The organism is Kocuria sp. CPCC 205258 (genome assembly GCF_040981005.1).
GTDB lineage: Bacteria > Actinomycetota > Actinomycetes > Actinomycetales > Micrococcaceae > Kocuria > Kocuria rosea.
In genome coordinates this window covers 1-18,374 of the sequence record NZ_JAVKPS010000015.1, presented here as the reverse complement: position 1 = coordinate 18,374, position 18,374 = coordinate 1, and the positions used below count along the sequence as shown (strand labels likewise).

Genomic DNA, 18,374 nt, shown 5'->3' with positions numbered 1-18,374 from the left:
GCGCGGTGGGACCGCGCCGCCCGTCCACCTCCACCGATGGGACAGCACATGAGCGACAGGACCTCCCGCGCTACGGACGACTCCCCGGGGCGCTCCGGCTCCGTCCTGGCCCACCTGAGCGAGTCGACCGTGCTCCTGGACGTCCACGGGGCGGACCGGGACGGCGTGATCCGGCAGCTCGCCGAGCTCGGCGCGCACACGGGGCGGGCGTACGACGCCGACAGCACCGTCGCGGCGGCCCTGGCCAGGGAGGAGGAGGGGTCCACCGGGGTGGGCAACGGCGTGGCCCTGCCGCACGCCAAGTCCGCCGGTGCCGAGCGGCCGATGATCGCGTTCGCCCGCAGCCGGGACGGCGTGGAGTGGAACGCGCTCGACGGCGAACCGGTCCACCTGGTCTTCCTGATCTCCCTCCCGGAGGAGCGCTCCGGGGAGGAGCACCTGGAGCTGCTGGCCGAGCTCTCCGAGGCCCTGGCCGGGGAGCCCTGCCGGCGGGCCCTCCTCGACGCCGGGAGCGCGTCCGAGGTGCTGGCCGCGCTGGAGGAGGCGCTGGGCTGACCGGTCCGGCCGGGCAGGTGCGGGGCCCGGACCGCGGCGCCGAGGTCGAGCAGGCGCGGGCTCAGACCGCCCGGGGCTGCCGGGGTGCGGACGGCGGCCTCCCGCCCGTCGGGCGGCGCCCCGCCGGACCGCGGGCCGGTCTCACCGCTCGGGACGGGCGCCGGCCGGGGGCCGGGACCAGCCGGCGGTCCGGTCGCGCAGCGTGCGGTAGGCCTCCAGGACCTCGGGCGTCGGCTCCGCCTCGTACTGCCGGGCGCCGGCGAGCGCCCAGGCCGGGGGCTCGTCCCCGCCCGAGAGGGCCCAGGCGGCCTGCCGGGCGGCGCCGAGGGCCACGTACTCCGCCGGGGCGGGGACGAGCACGGGACGGCCGAGCACGGCCGGGGCGAGCCGGCGCACCGCCTCGGACTGCGCGCCGCCGCCGATCAGGAGGATCCGCTCCGCGGCGGTGCCGGTGGCCCGCTCGAGCGCGGCCACGCCGTCGGCGAGGGAGCAGAGCAGGCCCTCCACGCAGGCCCGGGCGATGTCCTCCCGGTCGGTGCGCGAGGACATCCCGTGCAGGGTGGCGCGGGCCTCGGGCCGGTCGGGCGTGCGCTCCCCGTCGAGGTAGGGGAGCAGGGTGACGCCGCCCGCCCCGGGGCGGCCCGCGAGGGCGAGCTCGGCGAGGCCCGCGTGGTCGACGCCCAGCACCCGGGCCCCGAACTCCAGGATCCGGGCGGCGTTGAGGGTCGTGGCCATGGGCAGGTACCGGCCGGTGGCGTCGGCGAAGCCGGTCACCAGCCCGCTGGGGTCCGCGGTGCGGGTCTCCGAGACCATGGCCGCGACCCCGGAGGTGCCGATCGACAGGGACACGTCGCCGGGGCCGAGCGTGACGCCCAGCGCGGCGGCCATGTTGTCGCCCGTGCCGGCCGCGAGCACCGCCCCCGCGGCCGTGCGGCCCATGACCGCGTTCGGGGCGGCGGCCACCTGGGGGAGCTCGAGGTCGTGGCCGAGCGCCTGCTCCACGAGGGCGTGGTCCCAGGCGCCGGTGCGCGTGGAGAAGTAGCCGGTCCCGGAGGCGTCGCCGCGGTCGGTGAAGAAGGACGACCGGTCGGCGTCGAGGTGGTGGGACAGGTAGTCGTGGGGCAGCAGCACCCGGTGGGTGCGGGCCGCGTGCTCCGGCTCGTGCTCCGCCATCCAGCGCAGCTTGGTGGACGTCATGGACGCGACCAGCACGCTGCCGAGCTCCTCGGCGCAGGCGGCCGCACCGCCCATCTCCTCGACGAGCCGGCGGGCCTGCGGCGCCGAGCGGGTGTCGTTCCACAGCAGGGCGTCGCGCACCACGGCGTCGTGCTCGTCGAGGGCGACCATCCCGTGCTGCTGGCCCCCGACGGAGACCGCGGCGGCCTCCGCGAGGAAGGGCCCGGCGGCGTCGTCGAGCGCGGCGAGCCAGGCCCGGGGGTCCACCTCGGTCCCGTCCGGGTGGGGGGCGCGGCGCTGCGCGAGGACCTCGCCGGTGCCGGCGTCGACGAGGAGCGCCTTGGTGGACTGGGTGGAGGAGTCGATGCCCAGGACGGTGGTGCGTGCCATGAAGAACCTCGGTGCAGGGTCGGGACGGAGCGGCGAGGGCGCCGCGGGACGGGACGCGCAGTGCCCGGCCCGGCGCAGGGGGGACGTGCGCCGGACCGGGCCGGGACGGGGCCGGCACCTCGGAGGGGGGTGGGTGCCGGCCCCGGGTGTCTCAGCCCCGGGCGCCCATGAGGTGCTCGACGGCGAGCTGGTGCAGGCGCACGAAGCCGTAGTTGCGCTCCGAGGGGCCCGTCAGGTCGAGGTCCTCGTAGGCGCTGCGGTCGGCGAGGAACGCCTCGAGGTCCTCGCCCTCGGCGAGGGTCGGCTCGCCGAGCTCGAGGATGCCGGACTGCTCCATGGCCTCCTGGACGTCGGGGTCCTGGCGGAAGGCCACGGCCCGCTCCTTCAGCAGCAGGTACATCCGCATGTTCGCCGCGGCCGAGTCCCAGACGCCGTCGAGGTGCTCGGTGCGGGAGGGCTTGTAGTCGAAGTGGCGGGCCCCCTGGTAGGCGCCCGGCAGGGACGGGAACCCGTTCTCCAGCAGGTCCACCGTGAAGAAGGCGCTGATCAGGTTGCCGTGGCCGAACACCAGGTCCTGGTCGTACATCGGGCCGTTCTGGCCGTTGAGGTCGATGTGGAACAGCTTCTCGCACCACAGCGCCTCGGCGAGGCCGTGCGTGTAGTTCAGCGTGGCCATCTGCTCGTGCCCGGTCTCCGGGTTCACGCCCACGACGTCCCCGTTCTCGAGCCGGTCGATGAACGCGAGGGCGTGCCCGATGGTGGGCAGGAAGATGTTGCCGCGGGGCTCATTGGGCTTCGGCTCGAGGCCGATGCGCATGTCGTAGCCCTGGGACTTGATGTACCCGGCCACGGTGTCGATGCCCTCGGCGTAGCGGTCCAGGGCGGCGTGGAGGTCCTTGGAGGAGTCGTACTCGGTGCCCTCGCGCCCGCCCCACATCACGAAGGTCGTGGCGCCGAGCTCGGCGGCGAGGTCCACGTTGCGGAGCACCTTGCGCAGGCCGTAGCGCCGGACCCGCCGGTCGTTGGACGTGAACGCGCCGTCCTTGAAGATCGGCTCCGCGAAGGTGTCCGTGGTGACCATCTCGCAGACCATGCCGGTCTCGTCCATGGTCTGCTTCAGCTGCCCGATCAGCTTCTCGCGCTGGGCCTCGGTGGCGTCGAAGGGGACCAGGTCGTTGTCGTGGAAGGTGAAGCCCCAGGCGCCGAGCTCCTTGAGCTTGCGCACGGACTCGAGGGGGTCGAGCTCGGGCCGGGAGGCGGTGCCGAACTGGTCGCGGGCGGCCCAGCCCACGGTCCACAGGCCGAAGGAGAACTTGTCCGCGGGGGACGGGGTGAGTGACGAGGCGAGGGAGGTCGCGGGGGAAGCGGTGGGCATCGGAGGTCCTTTCCCAGTTGGTTAGTTTCCGTTACTTACTATAAGAGCTGGGATACCGTGGGGGAAGACCGCCGGCGGATTTTCTGCCGTCCGGTCGGCCGGGATCCGCGCCGGACCCGGTCCCGTCGGCACCAGAGGAGAGTCGTCCGTGCAGTCGAGCCACCTGCGGGAGCACAACCTCTCCACCGTGCTGCGCGCCGTCGCCGGGGCGGACGCGCCGGTCTCGCGCGCCGCGCTCGCCAAGCTCACCGGGCTCACGAAGCCCACCGTGTCCAAACTGGTGCAGGAGCTGCTCGAGGCGGGCCTGCTCGTCGAGGGTCGGCAGACGGCCGCGCGGGTGTCCGGGCGGCCGACGATCCCCCTGACCGTGGCCCGGGGGACCGTGCTGGGCGTGGGCCTGGAGATCGCCGCCGACCACCTCGCGTGCCTCGTCACGGATCTCGGCGGCCGCGTCCTGCACGAGGAGTCCCGCTTCGGGGCCTTCGCCGGGGCGTCCGTGGACGAGGTCGCCTCCGTGCTGGCCGGTCTGCTGGACACCGCCCTGGCGCCCCGCCGGGACGTGCCCGTGGCCGGGATCTGCGTCTCGGTCCCCGGCCGGCTCTCCACGGACCGCGCCACCGTGCTCTCCGCCCCCAACCTCGCCTGGCAGGACGTCCCGCTGGTCGAGCGGCTCCGGGAGCACCCGGCGTTCCGGGGCCCGGCGCTCACCGCCGGCAACGACAGCATGCTCGCCGCGCGCACCGAGGTCCTGCACCGGCCCGGCGCGTCCTTCCTGTTCCTGCACGGCCAGACCGGCATCGGCGGCGCCGTGGTCCTGGAGGGGCGCATCCACCGCGGCGAGCACGGCTGGGCGGGGGAACTGGGCCACGTCACGATCACCCCCGGCGGGGAGCTGTGCCGGTGCGGGCGGCGCGGCTGCCTCGAGGCCTACGCCAGCTACCACGCGCTGCGGGGCCGGACCGGCCTGCCGGAGGACGTCCGGATCGAGGACCTCGTGGCGGCCACGGCGGAGCGGCTGCAGAGCCGGGAGGCGGTCATGGAGATGATCGGGCGGCCCCTGGGCGTGGTGCTCGCGAACTCGATGAACGTCCTGGACCTGTCGACGGTCGTGCTCTCCGGGTACTTCGCCCCGATCGCCCCGGAGCTGGAGCCCGTGCTGCGCGAGGTCCTGGAGGCGCACGCGCTCACGGCGGAGGTGGGGCCCGTCGAGATCCAGCGCTCCGCCGCGGACGCCCATCCCGCCCTGACCGGCGCGGCCGCCACGGCCCTCGAGGCCATTTACGACTCGCCGGCCCGCTGGATCGACCGGCGCTGACCCGCCCCCGTCCGGGGACGACGACGGGGCCCGCTCGCACGAGCGGGCCCCGTCGCGCTCCGGCCGGGGCCGGGCGATCGGCTCAGCGGAACGCGGGGTGGTGCTCCCACTTCGCGTCGCCGCCGGGCTGCGAGCGGACCAGGGTCTCCTGGAGGGCGTCGTAGGCCGGCTTGCGCTCGTAGTCGCCCTCCATGGTCAGGGCGTCCCCGTAGCCGGGGAAGGTGTTCGGCACCCAGGAGTGCTCGTCGAGCACGCCCCACACGGTGAAGGAGTTGCAGTCCTCCACGGCCAGGCACGCCTCGAGGGCCATGCGGTACCAGTCGGCCTGCTTCCGGCGCAGCTCGTCGGTCATCCGGTCGTCGCCGTCGACCGGTCCGCGGACGTCGATCTCGGTGACGGCCGTCTCCAGCCCCAGGTCGTCGAAGCGCTGGAGGTTCTGCTGCATGCGCCCGTCGAAGCCGTACTGGAGGCCGAGGTGGGTCTGCATCCCGAAGCCGTGGACCGGCACGCCCTGCGCGAGCAGGTCCTGGATCAGCGCGTAGTAGGCGTCGGACTTCGCGTTGAGGCCCTCCACGCTGTAGTCGTTGAAGAACAGCTGGGCGTTCGGGTCGGCCTCGTGGGCCCAGCGGAAGATGTCGGCGATGATCTCCGGGCCCAGCTCCCGCAGCCAGATGTTCTCCTGCAGGCGCAGGTTCCCGCTGTCGTCGAAGATCTCGTTGGCGACCTCCCACTGCTGGATGCGCCCCTCGTAGTGGCCGACCACCGTGTGGATGTGCTCCTTGAGGATGGCGCGCAGCTCGTCGGGGGTGTAGTCCCCTTCCTCGAGCCAGTCGGGGTTCTGGCTGTGCCAGAACAGGGTGTGGCCGCGCACGACCTGCCCGTTGGCCTCGGCGAAGTCGACGATGTCGTCCGCGGGGCCGAACTCGTAGACCCCCTCCTCGGGGTGGATGAACTCCCACTTCATCTGGTTCTCGGGGGTCAGGGAGCTGAACTCCCGCGCCAGGACGAAGCGGTACTCGGGGTCGGAGGGGAAGGGCTCCGGGTAGTCGGCGCTGGTGTGGTGGCCTCCGCCGGCCACGGCGCTGCCGATGTGGAAGTCCTTCGGGGTGTTCCAGCGCAGGGTGTCCTGCTGGGCCAGGCCGGGGGGCCGGGTCCCGGGGGCGGCGCTCGCGGCCTGGGGGACCGCGGTGAGGCACAGGACGGCGACGGCGGTGGCCGCTCCGGCGCGGAGGAGGGGGGCTCGTCTGCTCATGTCGGGGGTTCCTTCATCGGGGGGTGGGGGATTCGCGGGGACGGGTGGAACGGGGCGCGGTCCGCACGGCGGCCCGCGCCCCGGGCTCAGGAGGCGTCGGCGGACGCGGCGAGCGCGCGGTCGGCGACGCGGACCTCGACGGGGGTCGTGAGGACGCGGTCGGCGTCCTCCACGTCCCGGACCGTGCCGGTGACCGTGAACCGGCCCTCGAGGGGCAGGTCCTCGCTGGAGGTGCCGGCGCGCAGGACGAACTCGCCCGGCTCCACGATCCGGCGCACGGCCCGGCCCGTGAACGAGGTGCGGTCGGCGTGGACGGAGAAGACCACGCGGGCGCTCTGCCCGGCCTCCAACGCGATCTTGGCGAAGCCGACGAGCATCTTCAGCGGCCGCACGACCTGGGCGACGGGGTCGCTCAGGTACAGCTGGACGACCTCCTGGCCGGCCCGGCCGGAGGTGTTGGTCACGGTGACCGCGGCCTCCACGGTGCCGTCGGTGCCGATCTCGGCCGCGGACAGCTCGAGCGCGTCGTAGGAGAAGCTCGAGTAGCCGATGCCGTGGCCGAACGGGTACAGCGGCCGGGGGTCCAGGTTGGAGACGCCCTCCGAGTACCCGCCCAGGGCGGGGGTCAGGTAGGTGCCGGGCTGCCCGCCCACGTGCCGGGGGATCCCCACGGGCAGCCGCCCGGAGGGGTTCACCCGCCCGGAGAGCACTCCGGCGACGGCGTGCCCGCCCTCCTCGCCGGGCATGAAGGCCTGCACCACGGCCGCGCAGCGGTCGTCGAACGCGCCGAGGCTGTAGGGGCGGCCCGTCACGAGCACGAGGACCACCGGGGTGCCCGTGGCGAGCACGGCCTCGACGAGCTCGGCCTGCCGGCCGGGCAGGGACAGGTCCACGACGTCGCAGCCCTCGCCGGAGGTGCCCGTGCCGAAGAGCCCGGCGAGGTCGCCCACGGTGACGACCGCGAGGTCGGCCTCCTCGGCCGCGGCCACGGCCTCGGCGATGCCGCTGGTGTCGGGGTCGGTGAAGTCGACGCCGCGGGCGTGCCGGAAGGTGGTCCCCCCCTCCGCGAACTCCTCGGCGAGGGCGTCGACGATCGAGGTGATCTCGATGCCGGTGCCGGACTCCCCGAAGCGGGACAGGACGTGGTTGGTGAAGCTGTAGCAGCCGAGGAACGCGCGGGGCTGCCCGGCGCTGGGGCCGATGACCGCGACCTTCCGGGCGGTGTCGCGGGCCAGCGGCAGGACGCCCTCGTTCTTGAGCAGGACGACGGACTCCTCGGCCATGCGGCGGGCGAGTCGCCGGTTGGCCGGGGAATCGAGGTCGACGGCCCCGCCCGCGGTGCTGGGGTCGAAGCCCGGATCCAGCAGCCCGAGCTCGACCTTCTGCGTCAGCACCCGTCGCACCGCGCGGTCGAGCAGGGACTCGTCGAGCGCGCCGTCGCGCACGGCGCCGGCGAGGTCCGCGAAGCAGCCGGTCTCGGGCAGCTCCACGTCCATCCCGGCCGCGAGCGACTGGACGCCGGCGTCGCGGGGGTCCGCGGCGACATGGTGCATGGACTCCAGGAAGCTCACGGCCCAGTAGTCGGAGACGACCGTGCCCTCGAAGCCCCAGGTCTCCCGCAGGAGGGTGGTGAGCAGCTCGGGGTCGGCGACGGGCGGGACGCCGTCGACGTCCGCGTAGGAGTTCATCACCGCGCCGGCCTGCCCGAGCTTGACGGCCATCTCGAAGGGCACGAGGACGACGTCGCGGAACTCGCGCGGTCCGATCGAGACGGGGGCGTGGTTGCGCCCGGCGCGGGAGGTGGAGTAGCCCGCGAAGTGCTTCAGGGTGGCGATCACGCCGGCCTCCTGCAGCCCCCGGACGTACTCGGTGGTCAGGGTGCCCACGAGGTAGGGGTCCTCGCCGACGGTCTCCTCGACGCGGCCCCAGCGGTAGTCGCGGACGACGTCGAGCACGGGGGACAGGCCGAGGTGGACGCCCACGCCCTTCATGTCGGCGCCGATGTGCCGGGCCATGGTGCGGACCAGCTCGGGGTCGAAGGCGGCGCCCCAGGCGATCGCGGCCGGGTAGCAGGTGGCCCCCAGGGTGGTGAACCCGGTGAGGCACTCCTCGTGGGCGATGGCCGGGATCCCGAGCCGGGAGGTCTCCACGACCTGGCGCTGCAGGGTGCGCAGGTGCTCCACCCCGTCCGCGGCGGAGATCGGCGCGCTGCCGAAGGCCCGGGTGATGTGGCCGAGACCGTGCGCGATCGCGGCCTCGAAGGTCGAGCGGTCGTCGGCGAAGGCGGACTCCATGGGGGCCGCGCCGCCCGTGGCCTCCTCCGGGTCAGGGCGCAGCCAGTAGCTGCCGAGCTGACCGGCCTTCTCCTCGAGGCTCAGCTCCTGCAGCAGGGCGTCGACGCGCTCGGCGACGGGGCGGGCGGGGTCGTTCCAGGGTGCTGTCATGGGGGTGTTCTTTCTGCTCGGTGGGCGCGTCACTTGCCGAAGCCGGCGGTGAGCCCGGCGACGAGGTGCCGGCGCCCGAAGACGTAGAGGACGAGGATCGGCAGCGCCGAGAGGACGACGGCGGCCAGGACGGCGGGGATGTCGGCCTGGAACTCCCCCTGGTAGGTCCACAGGGACAGGGGCAGCGTGCGCTTCGCGGAGCTCTGCGTGAGGATCAGCGGGAACAGGAAGTTGTTCCAGCTGTTGAGGGCGTTGTAGACGCCCACGGTGGTGATGGCGGGCAGGCTCAGCGGCAGCACGAGCGTGCGGAAGACCTTCCAGTCGCCGGCGCCGTCGAGGGTCATGGACTCGTAGAGCTCGTTGGGGATGTCCCGCATGAAGTTCGTCAGGATCAGGACCGTGATCGGGATCCCGGACGCGATCCCGGGCAGGATCAGGGCGGCCAGGGTGTCGTAGAGGCCGAGCTGGACGATGATCAGGTAGATCGGGATGATCGTCGCCTGGATCGGGATGGCGATGCCCAGCAGGAACAGCCGGTTCGAGAACACGGCCAGCCCGCTCCGGCTGCGCACGATCACGTAGGACGCGAGCAGGGACAGGAACACGATCCCGGCCACGGTGAACACGACCACGACCACGCTGTTGAGGAAGTACTGGACGAACTGGTTCTGCAGGACCGTGGCGTACGGCGCGAACGTCGGGGACGAGGGCAGCAGCGGGTTCGTGGAGTAGTAGTCCTCGCGGGGCTTCAGGCTCGTGATGGCGATGTAGTAGATCGGGATGATGATCGCGCCCAGCCACAGCCAGCCGCCGACGGCCGCCGGGATGTTCGGGAGCCCCCGGCGCCGGCGGGCGGGACGGGCGGCCGCCGGCCGGGCGTCCGGGCGGGGCGCGCCCTCGGGTCGCGTGCGCACGGGAGGGGTGTCCGTGGTTCGTGTGCTCATGGGACTACGCACCTTCCGCCTGGCTCTCCATCTTTTCGGCCCCGGTGAGCCGTTGCAGGCCGAGGGCGAGGGTGAGCCCCACGGCGACGAGGATGACCGCCAGGACACTGGCCTCGCCCATCTGGTTGCTGCGGAATCCGGTCAGGTACATGTCCAGGGGCAGGATCCGGGTCGCGGTGCCGGGCCCGCCCCCGGTGAGGGCGAAGACGAGGTCGAAGTAGGTCAGGGAGCCGACCAGCATCAGCGTGGAGGACGTCACGATCGTGTACTTCAGCTGCGGCAGCGTGATCGAGAAGAACTGCCGCACCGTGCCCGCGCCGTCGATCGTGGCGGCCTCGTACATGCTCTGCGGGATCTGCCGCACCCCCGCCTGGTAGAGCAGCGAGTGGAAGGGGATGAAGGACCACGAGATGACGAAGACGACGACGTAGAACGCCAGGCTCCCGTCGCCCAGCCAGTCCTGCCGCAGCAGCGCCGCGTCGAACGCCCGCGAGAGCCCGAAGTTCGGGTCGAGCAGGGCCTTGAAGGCGATGCCGATCGCCGCGGCCGAGAAGAGCATCGGCAGGAAGTACAGGACGGAGAGGAACTCCCGGTACCGCTGGCGGCCGGCCATGAACACGCCGAGCAGCAGGCTCAGCGGGAGCTGCACGGCGTAGCTCAGCAGCGTGAGCTGGACGGTCAGCACCATCGCCTGCCGCGAGACCGGGTTCTCGAGCACGGACGCCCAGTTCTCGCCCCCGGTCCACTGCGGGGTGCCCAGGCCGTCCCACTCCATGAAGGACAGCACCAGGACGCCCAGCAGCGGACCGATCGCGAAGATGCCGAAGAAGACCAGGGCGGGCGCCAGCATCCAGTTGCTGGGGCCGGCGCCCACCCGGGCCCTCCGCCGGGTGGAGGAGCGCACGAGCATCAGAGCGTCCCGTTCATCGCGGTCTGGAACTCCTCGGGGCTCATCTCGCCGGCGAAGACCTGGCTGAGGTTGGTCAGCAGGGCCTGTCCCTGGTCGGCCGGGAGCGCCTGGTCCCAGGAGAGCTGGAAGTTCGGCGCGTCCTGCACCATCGAGTAGGCGAAGTCGAGGTACTCCGGGTGCTCGGTCTCGGTGATCCTGTCCTCCACGCCGTCCACGGCGGGGATCAGCCCGGCGTCGAAGAGCGTGTCGACCGCGGCGTCGTCGAGGTTCATGTCGTTGAGGTACTCGAGGGCCGTGGCCTGCTCCTCCTCGGACGCGTCCGCGGACACGGCCCAGAAGTTCGCCGGGTTGCCCACGATGTTCTGCGGGTCGCCCTGTCCGCCCTCGATCTCGGGGAACGTGGTGTAGCCCAGGTTGCCCTCGGCGGTCCACTCGGGGGCGTCGGTGAGGAAGCTGGAGTAGACCCAGCTGCCGTGCAGCATCATGGCCGCCTGGTCGGTGTGCACGAGCGCCACGTCGGCGCCCGCGTCGGCCACCACGGATCCGTAGGCGTCGCCGAAGCCGCCGGCCTCGACCAGCTCCTGGATCTTCTCCAGGGCCTCGGTGATCGCCGGGTGCGACCACGCGTCCTCCTCGCCGTCCACGACGGCCTGGAACACCTCGGGCCCGCCGATCCGGTCGGTGAGGTACTGGATCCACATGAGGTACGGCCACTGGCTGGAGCCGGCCACGGAGATCGGCGTGACGCCCTCGGCCTTGAAGGCCTCCACGGCGTCCAGCATCTCCTCCCACGTGGTGGGGACCTCGACGCCGGCCTCCTCGAAGAGCTTGGTGTTGTAGTACAGGATGACGGGCTGGGTGTTGTTGTTCGGGACGGCGTAGAGCTTCCCGTCCACCTTGCCGGTCTCCAGCACGGAGTCGAGGGCGCGCTCCTCCATCTCGGGGATCTCCCCGGTCAGCTCCACCACGCTGCCGTTCTCGACGTAGCTCTCCAGGGTGTCGCCGCCCCAGTTGTAGATCAGGGTGGGCGCGTTGCCGGAGCCGACGCTGGTGCGGATCTTCTCCTTGAAGGCGTCGTTCGCGAAGTACTCGGCGGTGATGGGGGTGTCGCCGTTGGCGTCGTTCCACGCCTGGAAGGAGCTGCGGAACGTCTCCTCGGCGCCGCCGGTCAGCGTCCAGGCGCTGGCGCCGCCCTCGCCGCCCCCGCCGCCGGGCTGGGCCCCGGCGCTGCACCCGGCCAGGGTCAGGGCCGCGGCGCCGACGAGCGCGATGCGGGACATCGAGCGGGGGGAGAAGGGGCCCCGGTGCGCGCCGGCGGGCGCGGGGCGGAGGCTGCGGTGGGTGGTCATGGCGTTCTCCTCGTCGTTGAGCAATACGTTGCGCCTACGAAACTTTTCGTATAGCGTTTCGTTGCGAGAAGGGTAAGTGGCCTGTTTCACACCCGTCAACCCCCTGGTGTGACCCGGGCCACTGCGGCGAAGTGCGTCGAAACGTTTCGCCGTCCGCCCGTGACCCGTCCGCCGTCCGAGGAGATCGTCCCGCATGAAGAGAACCACGCTGAGCCAGGTGGCCGCCCAGGCCGGCGTCTCCAAGGGCACGGTCTCCAAGGTGCTCAACGGACGCCCCGACGTGGGGGAGGACACGCGGGAGCGGGTCCGGGCCGCGGTCGCCGACCTCGGCTACACGGGCTCGGCCGCCCGCCGGCCCCGGACGGCCATCGTGCTCGTCTTCGACACCCTCGAGAGCAACTACTCCCTCCAGGTGATGGCCGGCGCCGTGGACGCCTGCGGCCGCGCCGAGGCCGACCTCATGCTGAGCACGCTGCCGAGCCTGGAGCAGGGCGACGTCCCCCCGTTCTCCGAGGACTGGTTCGCCCGCTGCGGCCGCACGGGCGAGACCGCGGTCATCGCCGTGACCACCCCGCTGACCGCGGAGCAGGTGGCCGCCGCGGCCCACGCGCAGGTCCCGCTGGTGGCCATCGACCCCGTGAACAGCCTGCCGTCCACGGTCCCCAGCATCGGCTCCACCAACTGGGCCGGCGGGCACGAGGCCACCACCCACCTCCTGGGGCTCGGGCACCGCCGGATCGGCCACCTCAGCGGCGCCGGGGGCTCGGTCCCGGCGCGCGAGCGCCTGGCCGGATACCGCAGCGCCCTGGAGGACGCCGGGGTGCCGCACGACCCCGGGCTCGTGACGGGCGGCGGGTTCAGCTACGAGGCGGGCTTCGCCGGCGCCCAGGAGCTGCTCGAGCTCGAGGACCCGCCCACGGCCCTGTTCGCGGCCTCCGACGAGGCCGCCCTCGGCGCCTTCGAGGCCGCCCGGCAGGCGGGGCTGCGGGTGCCCGAGGACCTCAGCGTGGTCGGCTTCGACGACACGCTGCTCGCGCGCTGGGCCTCGCCCAAGCTGACCACCGTGCGCCAGCCCCTGCACGCCATGGGCGAGATGGCCGTCGAGCGCGCGATCACCCTGCTGGCCGGCGGGTCCCGCCGGGTCCACCCGCTCCAGCTGCAGACCTCGCTCGTCGAGCGCTCCTCCACCGCCGCGCCCCGGGGCGCGGCGGACGGGGTGGTCACTCCCGGATGAGGCGGGCCCGGCCGGCCTGCCAGCCGAAGACCGCCGCGAGCGTGCCGACCGCCGCGAACATGACGCCCGCCGCGGCGAAGCCCCCGGTCCAGTGCAGCAGCTGCCCCACCAGGAAGGTGCCCGAGGAGCCCACGCCGTAGCCGACGCCCTGCATCATGCCCGAGAGCCGCACCGCCATGTGGCTGCTGCGGGTCCGCAGCGCGATCATCGTCAGGGCCACGGCGGTGAGGCTGCCCTGGCCCAGCCCCAGCAGCCCGGTCCAGACCCAGATCAGCTGGAGGGGCCCGAAGATCGAGAGCACGAAGCCGCCGCCGGCCATGAGGGCCACCGCGGCGTTGAGCACCCGCTGGTCGGCCATCCGCGCGGCCAGGACCGGGGCGAAGAGCGAGCCCGTCATCTGGAGCAGGATGGACACGGCCACGATCAGCCCGGCGGTGGCGCCGTCGATCCCGCGGTCCCGCAGGATGGGGGCGAGCCACGCGAAGACGCTGAAGGACATCATCGCCTGGAAGACCATGAACAGGGTGATCTGCCAGGCCACCGGCGAGCGCCAGGGGCCGGGCCCGTCGGTCCCGGGCGGCGGGGGGCCGGGCGCCCGGCGGCGGAGCGCCACCGGCACGAGCAGCGCCACCACCACGGCCGCGGGCACCGCCCACACCGCGAGGGAGCCCCGCCAGGAGCCCGTGGCCTGGAAGACCGGGTAGGTGAGGCCCGCGCCGAGGGCGGCGGACGCGCAGATCGCGGTGGTGTAGAGCCCGCTCATCAGGCCGATCCGGTGGGCGAAGTCCCGCTTGACGATGGACGGCAGCAGCACGTTGCCCAGGGCGATCGCGGCGCCGCACGCGACCGTCCCCGCGAGCAGCAGCGGCAGGGCGCTCGCCCCGGGCAGGGGCAGCCCGCGGGCCACCAGGCCCAGGGTCAGGACCACCATCGCGCCCAGCAGCACGTTCTCGGACCCGAACCGGCGGGCCAGGCGCGGCGCGAACGGCGCGAAGACGCCGAGCAGCGTCACCGGGGCGGTGGTCAGCACGGTGACCGCCCACCCGGGGAGGCCGGCGGCCGTGGTGATCTCCGGGAGGATCGCGGAGAAGCTGGAGAAGACCGTGCGCAGGTTCAGGCCCACCAGGACCACGCACACGGCGAGGTAGACGAGCGCCCGGCGGGACGTGGGGGCGCTCGGCGGATCGGCGCGCGGGCTCGGCACGGGGAGGTCTCCTCGGGGCTGGCGGGCAGGCCGGCCCCGCGAGGGGCGGCCCGGACAGGCTCCACGGTACTGCGACAGCGCTCCGACCCCGTGCAGCACTGGTGCCGTGCACGCGGGGTGCCCCGGATCAGTGCAGGAGCAGGCCGGCGAGGAGGACGGCCGGGAAGGAGAGGAACGAGCTGAGGAGGATGATGTCGCGGGCGGCGTTGGCCGGCATCCGGAACTGGGACGAGAACAGGAACACGTTCTGGGCCGTGGGCAGGGCCGCCATGACGACCACGCCCAGCAGCTCGGTGCCGCCCAGGCCGAACCCGAACCTGCCGATCGCCCACGCCAGCACGGGCATCGCGACCACCTTGACCAGCGTCCCGCCGAGCACGTCCGGCACGAGCACGCGGTTCCGGAACGGGCGCTGACCGTGCAGTCCCATCCCGAACAGCAGGAGCAGCAGGGGGACGGACGCCTGGCCGAGCATCTCGAGGGGGACCCACAGCACCTCGGGCACCTCCAGGCCGGTCGCGGAGAGCAGCACTCCGGCCGCGGTGCCGACCGTGACGGGGTTCGCCACCGACCGCACGATCGTGCGGCCGGTCGAGGTGCTCGTCCGCCCGGGTGCCGCCGTCCGGGTCGCCGCTCCCGGACCGGCACGGCGCGACGGGCGGGTGGCCCAGGAGAACACGAGCAGATAGAGCGGGGCGATCACCAGCAGCTGGGCCAGCAGCACGGAGACCACGGGCGCGGCGCTGCCCACCGCGTAGAGCGCGATGGGCAGCCCGATGTTCCCGGCGTTCACGTAGGAGGAGGCCATGGCGCCGACCGCCGTGCGGGCCGCTCCCCGGCGCAGCACCAGGCCGCTGTACAGGGCGAAGAGCGCACCCGCCACCGCGGCGGCGGCGAGGGCGATCGGGGTGTAGACCCCGAGCACGGCCCCGAGGTCGGTGCCCGCCACGAGCACCACCATCAGCGCCGGATTGGTGAGGTAGTAGATGACGGGGGTGAGGCCCGCACGCATCGTGCGGGCCTCACCGGGCAGCAGCGCGGCGGTGGCGAAACCGACGGCCGTGAGCACGGCCACCACGCCGAAGCCCAGCAGCACCCCCGTCATCCGGCCGCTTCCCTCCGGCTCAGCGGACCAGGCAGGGGCGCTTCGGGTCGAAGCTCCAGCCCTCGATGAGGTACTGCATGGCCGCGGCGTCGTCGCGGGCGCCCAGCCCGTGCTCGAGGTAGAGCTCGTGCGCCTCCGCCAGGCGCTCGCGGTCCAGCTCCACGCCGAGGCCCGGGCTCGCGGGCACCCGGATCTCGCCGTCGCAGATGCGCAGCGGCTCCCGGGTGAGGCCCTGGCCGTCCTGCCAGATCCAGTGCGTGTCCAGCGCGGTGATCTCGCCCGGTGCCGCCGCACCCACGTGGGTGAACATGGCCAGGGAGATGTCGAAGTGGTTGTTGGAGTGGGAGCCCCACGTCAGCCCGAACTCGTGGCACAGCTGGGCCACGCGCACGGAGCCGGCCATCGTCCAGAAGTGCGGGTCCGCCAGCGGGATGTCCACGGCGCCGGCGCGCACCGCGTGGGACATCTCGCGCCAGTCGGTCGCGATCATGTTCGTCGCCGTCGGCAGGCCGGTGGCCCGCCGGAACTCCGCCATCACCTCGCGGCCGGAGAACCGGCCCTCGGCACCGCACGGGTCCTCGGCGTAGGCGACCACGCCCTGCATCCGCCGGCCCAGCCGGACGGCCTCCTCGAGCAGCCAGCCGCCGTTGGGGTCGAGGGTGACCCGGGCCTCGGGGAACCGCTCCTTGATCGCGGTGACGGCGTCGACCTCGAGATCGCCGGCCTGGACGCCGCCCTTGAGCTTGAAGTCCTTGAAGCCGTACCGCTCGCGGGAGGCCTCGGCCAGGCGCACGATGCCCTCCGGGGTCATCGCCTCCTCACGGCGCACCCGCTCCCACTCGTCCGCGCCGTGGGGCTCGCGCAGGTACGGCAGGCCGGTGCTGTCCGGGTCGCCCACGAAGAACAGGTAGCCCAGCATGGGCACCGAGGCGCGCTGCTGACCGTCGCCGAGCAGCTCGGCCACCGGCACGCCCAGGAACTGCCCGTGCAGGTCCAGGAGGGCGGACTCGATGCCGGTCACGGCGTGCACCGCGGTGCGCAGGTCGAAGGTCTGCAGGCCGCGCCCGCCGGCGTCCCGGTCCGCGAAGGCCGCGGCGACCCGGCGCAGCAGGGTGCGGAACAGCGCCACGGGCTGCCCCGCCAGCAGCCCGGCAGCCTCCTCGATCGTGGCGCGGATCGCCTCCCCGCCCGGGACCTCGCCCAGGCCGGTCCGGCCGTCGGAGTCCGTCACGATCACCACGTTGCGGGTGAAGAACGGCCCGTGGGCACCGGAGAGGTTGAGCAGCATGGAGTCGTGCCCCGCGACGGGCACGACCTCGAGCCGGGCGACGGTGGGCTGGGCGCTCATGCGCGGTCTCCTTCCCGGGGGCCGGCCAGCTGGATGCGGCCGTCGACCCGGCGGTTGAGGTGCCACGGGTTGTCGTCCTGCACCGGCGCGGGCAGCAGGGCGCCGGGGATGTTCTGGTAGGCCACGGGGCGGAGGAACCGTTCGATCGCGAGCGTGCCCACCGAGGTGGTCCGCGAGTCGGAGGTCGCCGGGAACGGGCCGCCGTGGACCATCGCCTCGCCCACGTCCACGCCGGTCGGCCAGCCGTTGGCGAGGATCCGGCCCACCTTGCGCTCCAGCACCGGCAGCAGCGGGGCCGCGGTGGGGACGTCCTCCTCGGACAGGAACAGGCTCGCCGTCAGCTGGCCCTCCATCCGGGCCGCCGCGGCCACCAGCTCCTCCGCGGAGCCATAGCGGATGGCCAGGGACGAGGCGCCGAAGATCTCCTCCTGCAGCACCGGGTTGGTGAGGAAGGTGGGGACCTGGGCGCCGAAGACCACGGGGGCGGGGGCGTTCTCGGTGGAGCCCTCCCTGCCGCGGGCAAGGATCTCGACGTCCTCCTGGGAGCCCAGGGCGTCGATGCCCTCCCGGCAGGAGCGGGCGATGCCCGGGGTGAGCATGGTCGCGCCCTCGGCGTCGGCCAGCACGCGCGCGACGGCGGCCAGGAACGCGTCGCCGGCCTCTCCCTCGGGCACGAACAGCAGACCCGGGTTGGTGCACAGCTGCCCGGAGGAGCCCGTCAGGGAGGTGACGTAGGCGCGCGCGAACTCCTCGGCGTCACCGCGCAGGGCGGAGTCGAAGAGGAAGACGGGGTTGATGGAGCTCATCTCGGCGTACACGGGAATGGGCTCGGGACGGGCCGCGGCCGTGGCCATCAGCGCCGTGCCGGCGCCGCGGGACCCGGTGAACCCCACGGCCTTGACGGCCGGGTCCCTGACCAGGGCCTGGCCGATGCTCGCGCCGGGACCGTAGATCAGCGAGAACACCCCCGGGTGCAGGCCGCTCTCGCGGACCGCGTCCGTGAGGGCGCGGCCCACGATCTCTCCCGTGCCGGGGTGGGCGTTGTGCGCCTTGAAGACCACCGGGCAGCCGGCTGCCAGCGCGGAGGCGGTGTCGCCGCCGGCGGTGGAGAAGGCGAACGGGAAGTTGCTGGCCCCGAACACGGCCACCGGGCCCAGCGGGACCTTGCGCTGGCGCAGGTCCGGGCGGGGCAGGGGGGTGCGCTCCGGCAGGGGCGGCTCGATGCGCACGCCGCGGTGGTCGCCCTGCCGCACCACACGGGCGAACAGCCGCAGCTGCCCGGTGGTGCGCGCCAGCTCGCCCTGCAGGCGGGGCTTCGGCAGCCCGGTCTCGGTCGAGGCGCGGTCCACCAGCTCGGGGCCGGCGGCCTCGATGTTGGCGGCGATCTTCTCGAGGAAGCCCGCGTGGGTCTCGGGGGCGAGGCTGCTGAAGGACTCGAAGGCCTCTTCGGCGGCCGCGGTGGCCTCGGCGAGCTGGGCCTCGTCGACCAGGGAGTACGCGGGCTCGAGCTCGGCGTTGGTCGCCGGGTCGATGCCGTGGGTGGTGCCGCCGGTGCCGACGACCTGGCGGCCGGCGATGATCGAGTGGCCGGAGAGGGTGGTGGTCTGGGTGCTCACGGACATGGGTTTCCTTCGCTGTCTGTGCGTGCGGTCTCTTGGGGAGAGGGGGGTGTCAGGCCCGCTGCAGGGTGTCCGCCGGGGTGCCGGTGGGGAGGGCGTCGATGAGGGCGGTGAGGTCGGCGAGGTCTGCCTCGGTGAGGTCCTGGAGCGGGGG

14 protein-coding genes are annotated in these 18,374 nt (G+C 73.5%); 3 read left to right on the top strand and 11 right to left on the bottom strand.

The window, feature by feature from the left end; genetic code table 11:
* Positions 1-48 precede the first annotated feature (48 nt).
* The gene (locus RF644_RS17385; RefSeq protein WP_368797440.1) at positions 49-555 is read left to right on the top strand and encodes a PTS sugar transporter subunit IIA; all 507 of its coding nucleotides are present in this window, start codon (positions 49-51) and stop codon (positions 553-555) included.
* 141 nt (positions 556-696) lie between these two features.
* On the opposite strand, the gene xylB is transcribed toward RF644_RS17385, so the two are convergent.
* Both xylB and xylA read right to left on the bottom strand, forming a co-directional pair.
* Positions 697-2,121, bottom strand: coding sequence for a xylulokinase (gene xylB, locus RF644_RS17380; protein WP_368797439.1), 1,425 nt, complete (start codon positions 2,119-2,121; stop codon positions 697-699).
* A 151-nt stretch (positions 2,122-2,272) separates the two neighbouring features.
* The gene (gene xylA, locus RF644_RS17375; protein WP_368797438.1) at positions 2,273-3,496 is read right to left on the bottom strand and encodes a xylose isomerase; all 1,224 of its coding nucleotides are present in this window, start codon (positions 3,494-3,496) and stop codon (positions 2,273-2,275) included.
* Between the two features lie 148 nt (positions 3,497-3,644).
* Here xylA and RF644_RS17370 point away from each other — a divergent pair, with 148 nt between their 5' ends.
* Positions 3,645-4,811 (top strand): ROK family protein, encoded by a 1,167-nt coding sequence (locus RF644_RS17370; protein ID WP_368797437.1) that lies wholly within the window; start codon positions 3,645-3,647, stop codon positions 4,809-4,811.
* A gap of 82 nt (positions 4,812-4,893) precedes the next feature.
* Here RF644_RS17370 and RF644_RS17365 read toward each other — a convergent pair whose 3' ends face one another.
* From RF644_RS17365 to RF644_RS17345, 5 genes are all read right to left on the bottom strand, one after another.
* Complete coding sequence (locus tag RF644_RS17365) at positions 4,894-6,063, bottom strand: endo-1,4-beta-xylanase (protein WP_368797436.1); 1,170 nt, start codon at positions 6,061-6,063, stop codon at positions 4,894-4,896.
* Between the two features lie 86 nt (positions 6,064-6,149).
* Positions 6,150-8,507 carry a glycoside hydrolase family 3 N-terminal domain-containing protein gene (locus RF644_RS17360; RefSeq protein ID WP_368797435.1) on the bottom strand — a complete coding sequence of 786 codons (2,358 nt, stop codon included), beginning with the start codon at positions 8,505-8,507 and terminating at the stop codon, positions 6,150-6,152.
* Between the two features lie 29 nt (positions 8,508-8,536).
* Positions 8,537-9,451, bottom strand: a complete 915-nt coding sequence (locus tag RF644_RS17355) for a carbohydrate ABC transporter permease (RefSeq protein ID WP_368797434.1) — start codon at positions 9,449-9,451, stop codon at positions 8,537-8,539.
* A 4-nt stretch (positions 9,452-9,455) separates the two neighbouring features.
* Positions 9,456-10,361, bottom strand: coding sequence for a carbohydrate ABC transporter permease (locus tag RF644_RS17350; protein WP_368797433.1), 906 nt, complete (start codon positions 10,359-10,361; stop codon positions 9,456-9,458).
* On the bottom strand, positions 10,361-11,710 hold the full coding sequence (locus RF644_RS17345; RefSeq protein ID WP_368797432.1) for an extracellular solute-binding protein: 1,350 nt from the start codon (positions 11,708-11,710) through the stop codon (positions 10,361-10,363). Before RF644_RS17345 ends, RF644_RS17350 begins: the two co-directional genes overlap by 1 nt.
* A 193-nt stretch (positions 11,711-11,903) precedes the next feature.
* Between RF644_RS17345 and RF644_RS17340 the strand changes: the two genes are divergently transcribed.
* A complete protein-coding gene (locus RF644_RS17340; RefSeq protein ID WP_017834652.1) occupies positions 11,904-12,944 on the top strand; it encodes a LacI family DNA-binding transcriptional regulator in 1,041 nt (346 codons plus the stop codon).
* Here the strand turns inward: RF644_RS17340 and RF644_RS17335 are convergent.
* The 4 genes from RF644_RS17335 to RF644_RS17320 all read right to left on the bottom strand — a co-directional run bounded on the left by RF644_RS17335 (position 12,931) and on the right by RF644_RS17320 (position 18,223).
* Positions 12,931-14,148 (bottom strand): MFS transporter, encoded by a 1,218-nt coding sequence (locus tag RF644_RS17335; RefSeq protein WP_368797431.1) that lies wholly within the window; start codon positions 14,146-14,148, stop codon positions 12,931-12,933. The two genes, RF644_RS17340 and RF644_RS17335, sit on opposite strands and share 14 nt — an antisense overlap.
* 127 nt (positions 14,149-14,275) lie before the next feature.
* Positions 14,276-15,253 carry an AEC family transporter gene (locus tag RF644_RS17330; RefSeq protein ID WP_368797430.1) on the bottom strand — a complete coding sequence of 326 codons (978 nt, stop codon included), beginning with the start codon at positions 15,251-15,253 and terminating at the stop codon, positions 14,276-14,278.
* A 19-nt stretch (positions 15,254-15,272) separates the two neighbouring features.
* The gene (locus RF644_RS17325) at positions 15,273-16,601 is read right to left on the bottom strand and encodes an enolase C-terminal domain-like protein (RefSeq protein ID WP_368797429.1); all 1,329 of its coding nucleotides are present in this window, start codon (positions 16,599-16,601) and stop codon (positions 15,273-15,275) included.
* Positions 16,598-18,223, bottom strand: a complete 1,626-nt coding sequence (locus tag RF644_RS17320) for an aldehyde dehydrogenase (NADP(+)) (RefSeq protein WP_368797428.1) — start codon at positions 18,221-18,223, stop codon at positions 16,598-16,600. The genes RF644_RS17325 and RF644_RS17320 overlap by 4 nt, the downstream gene beginning before the upstream one ends.
* Positions 18,224-18,374 lie beyond the last annotated feature (151 nt).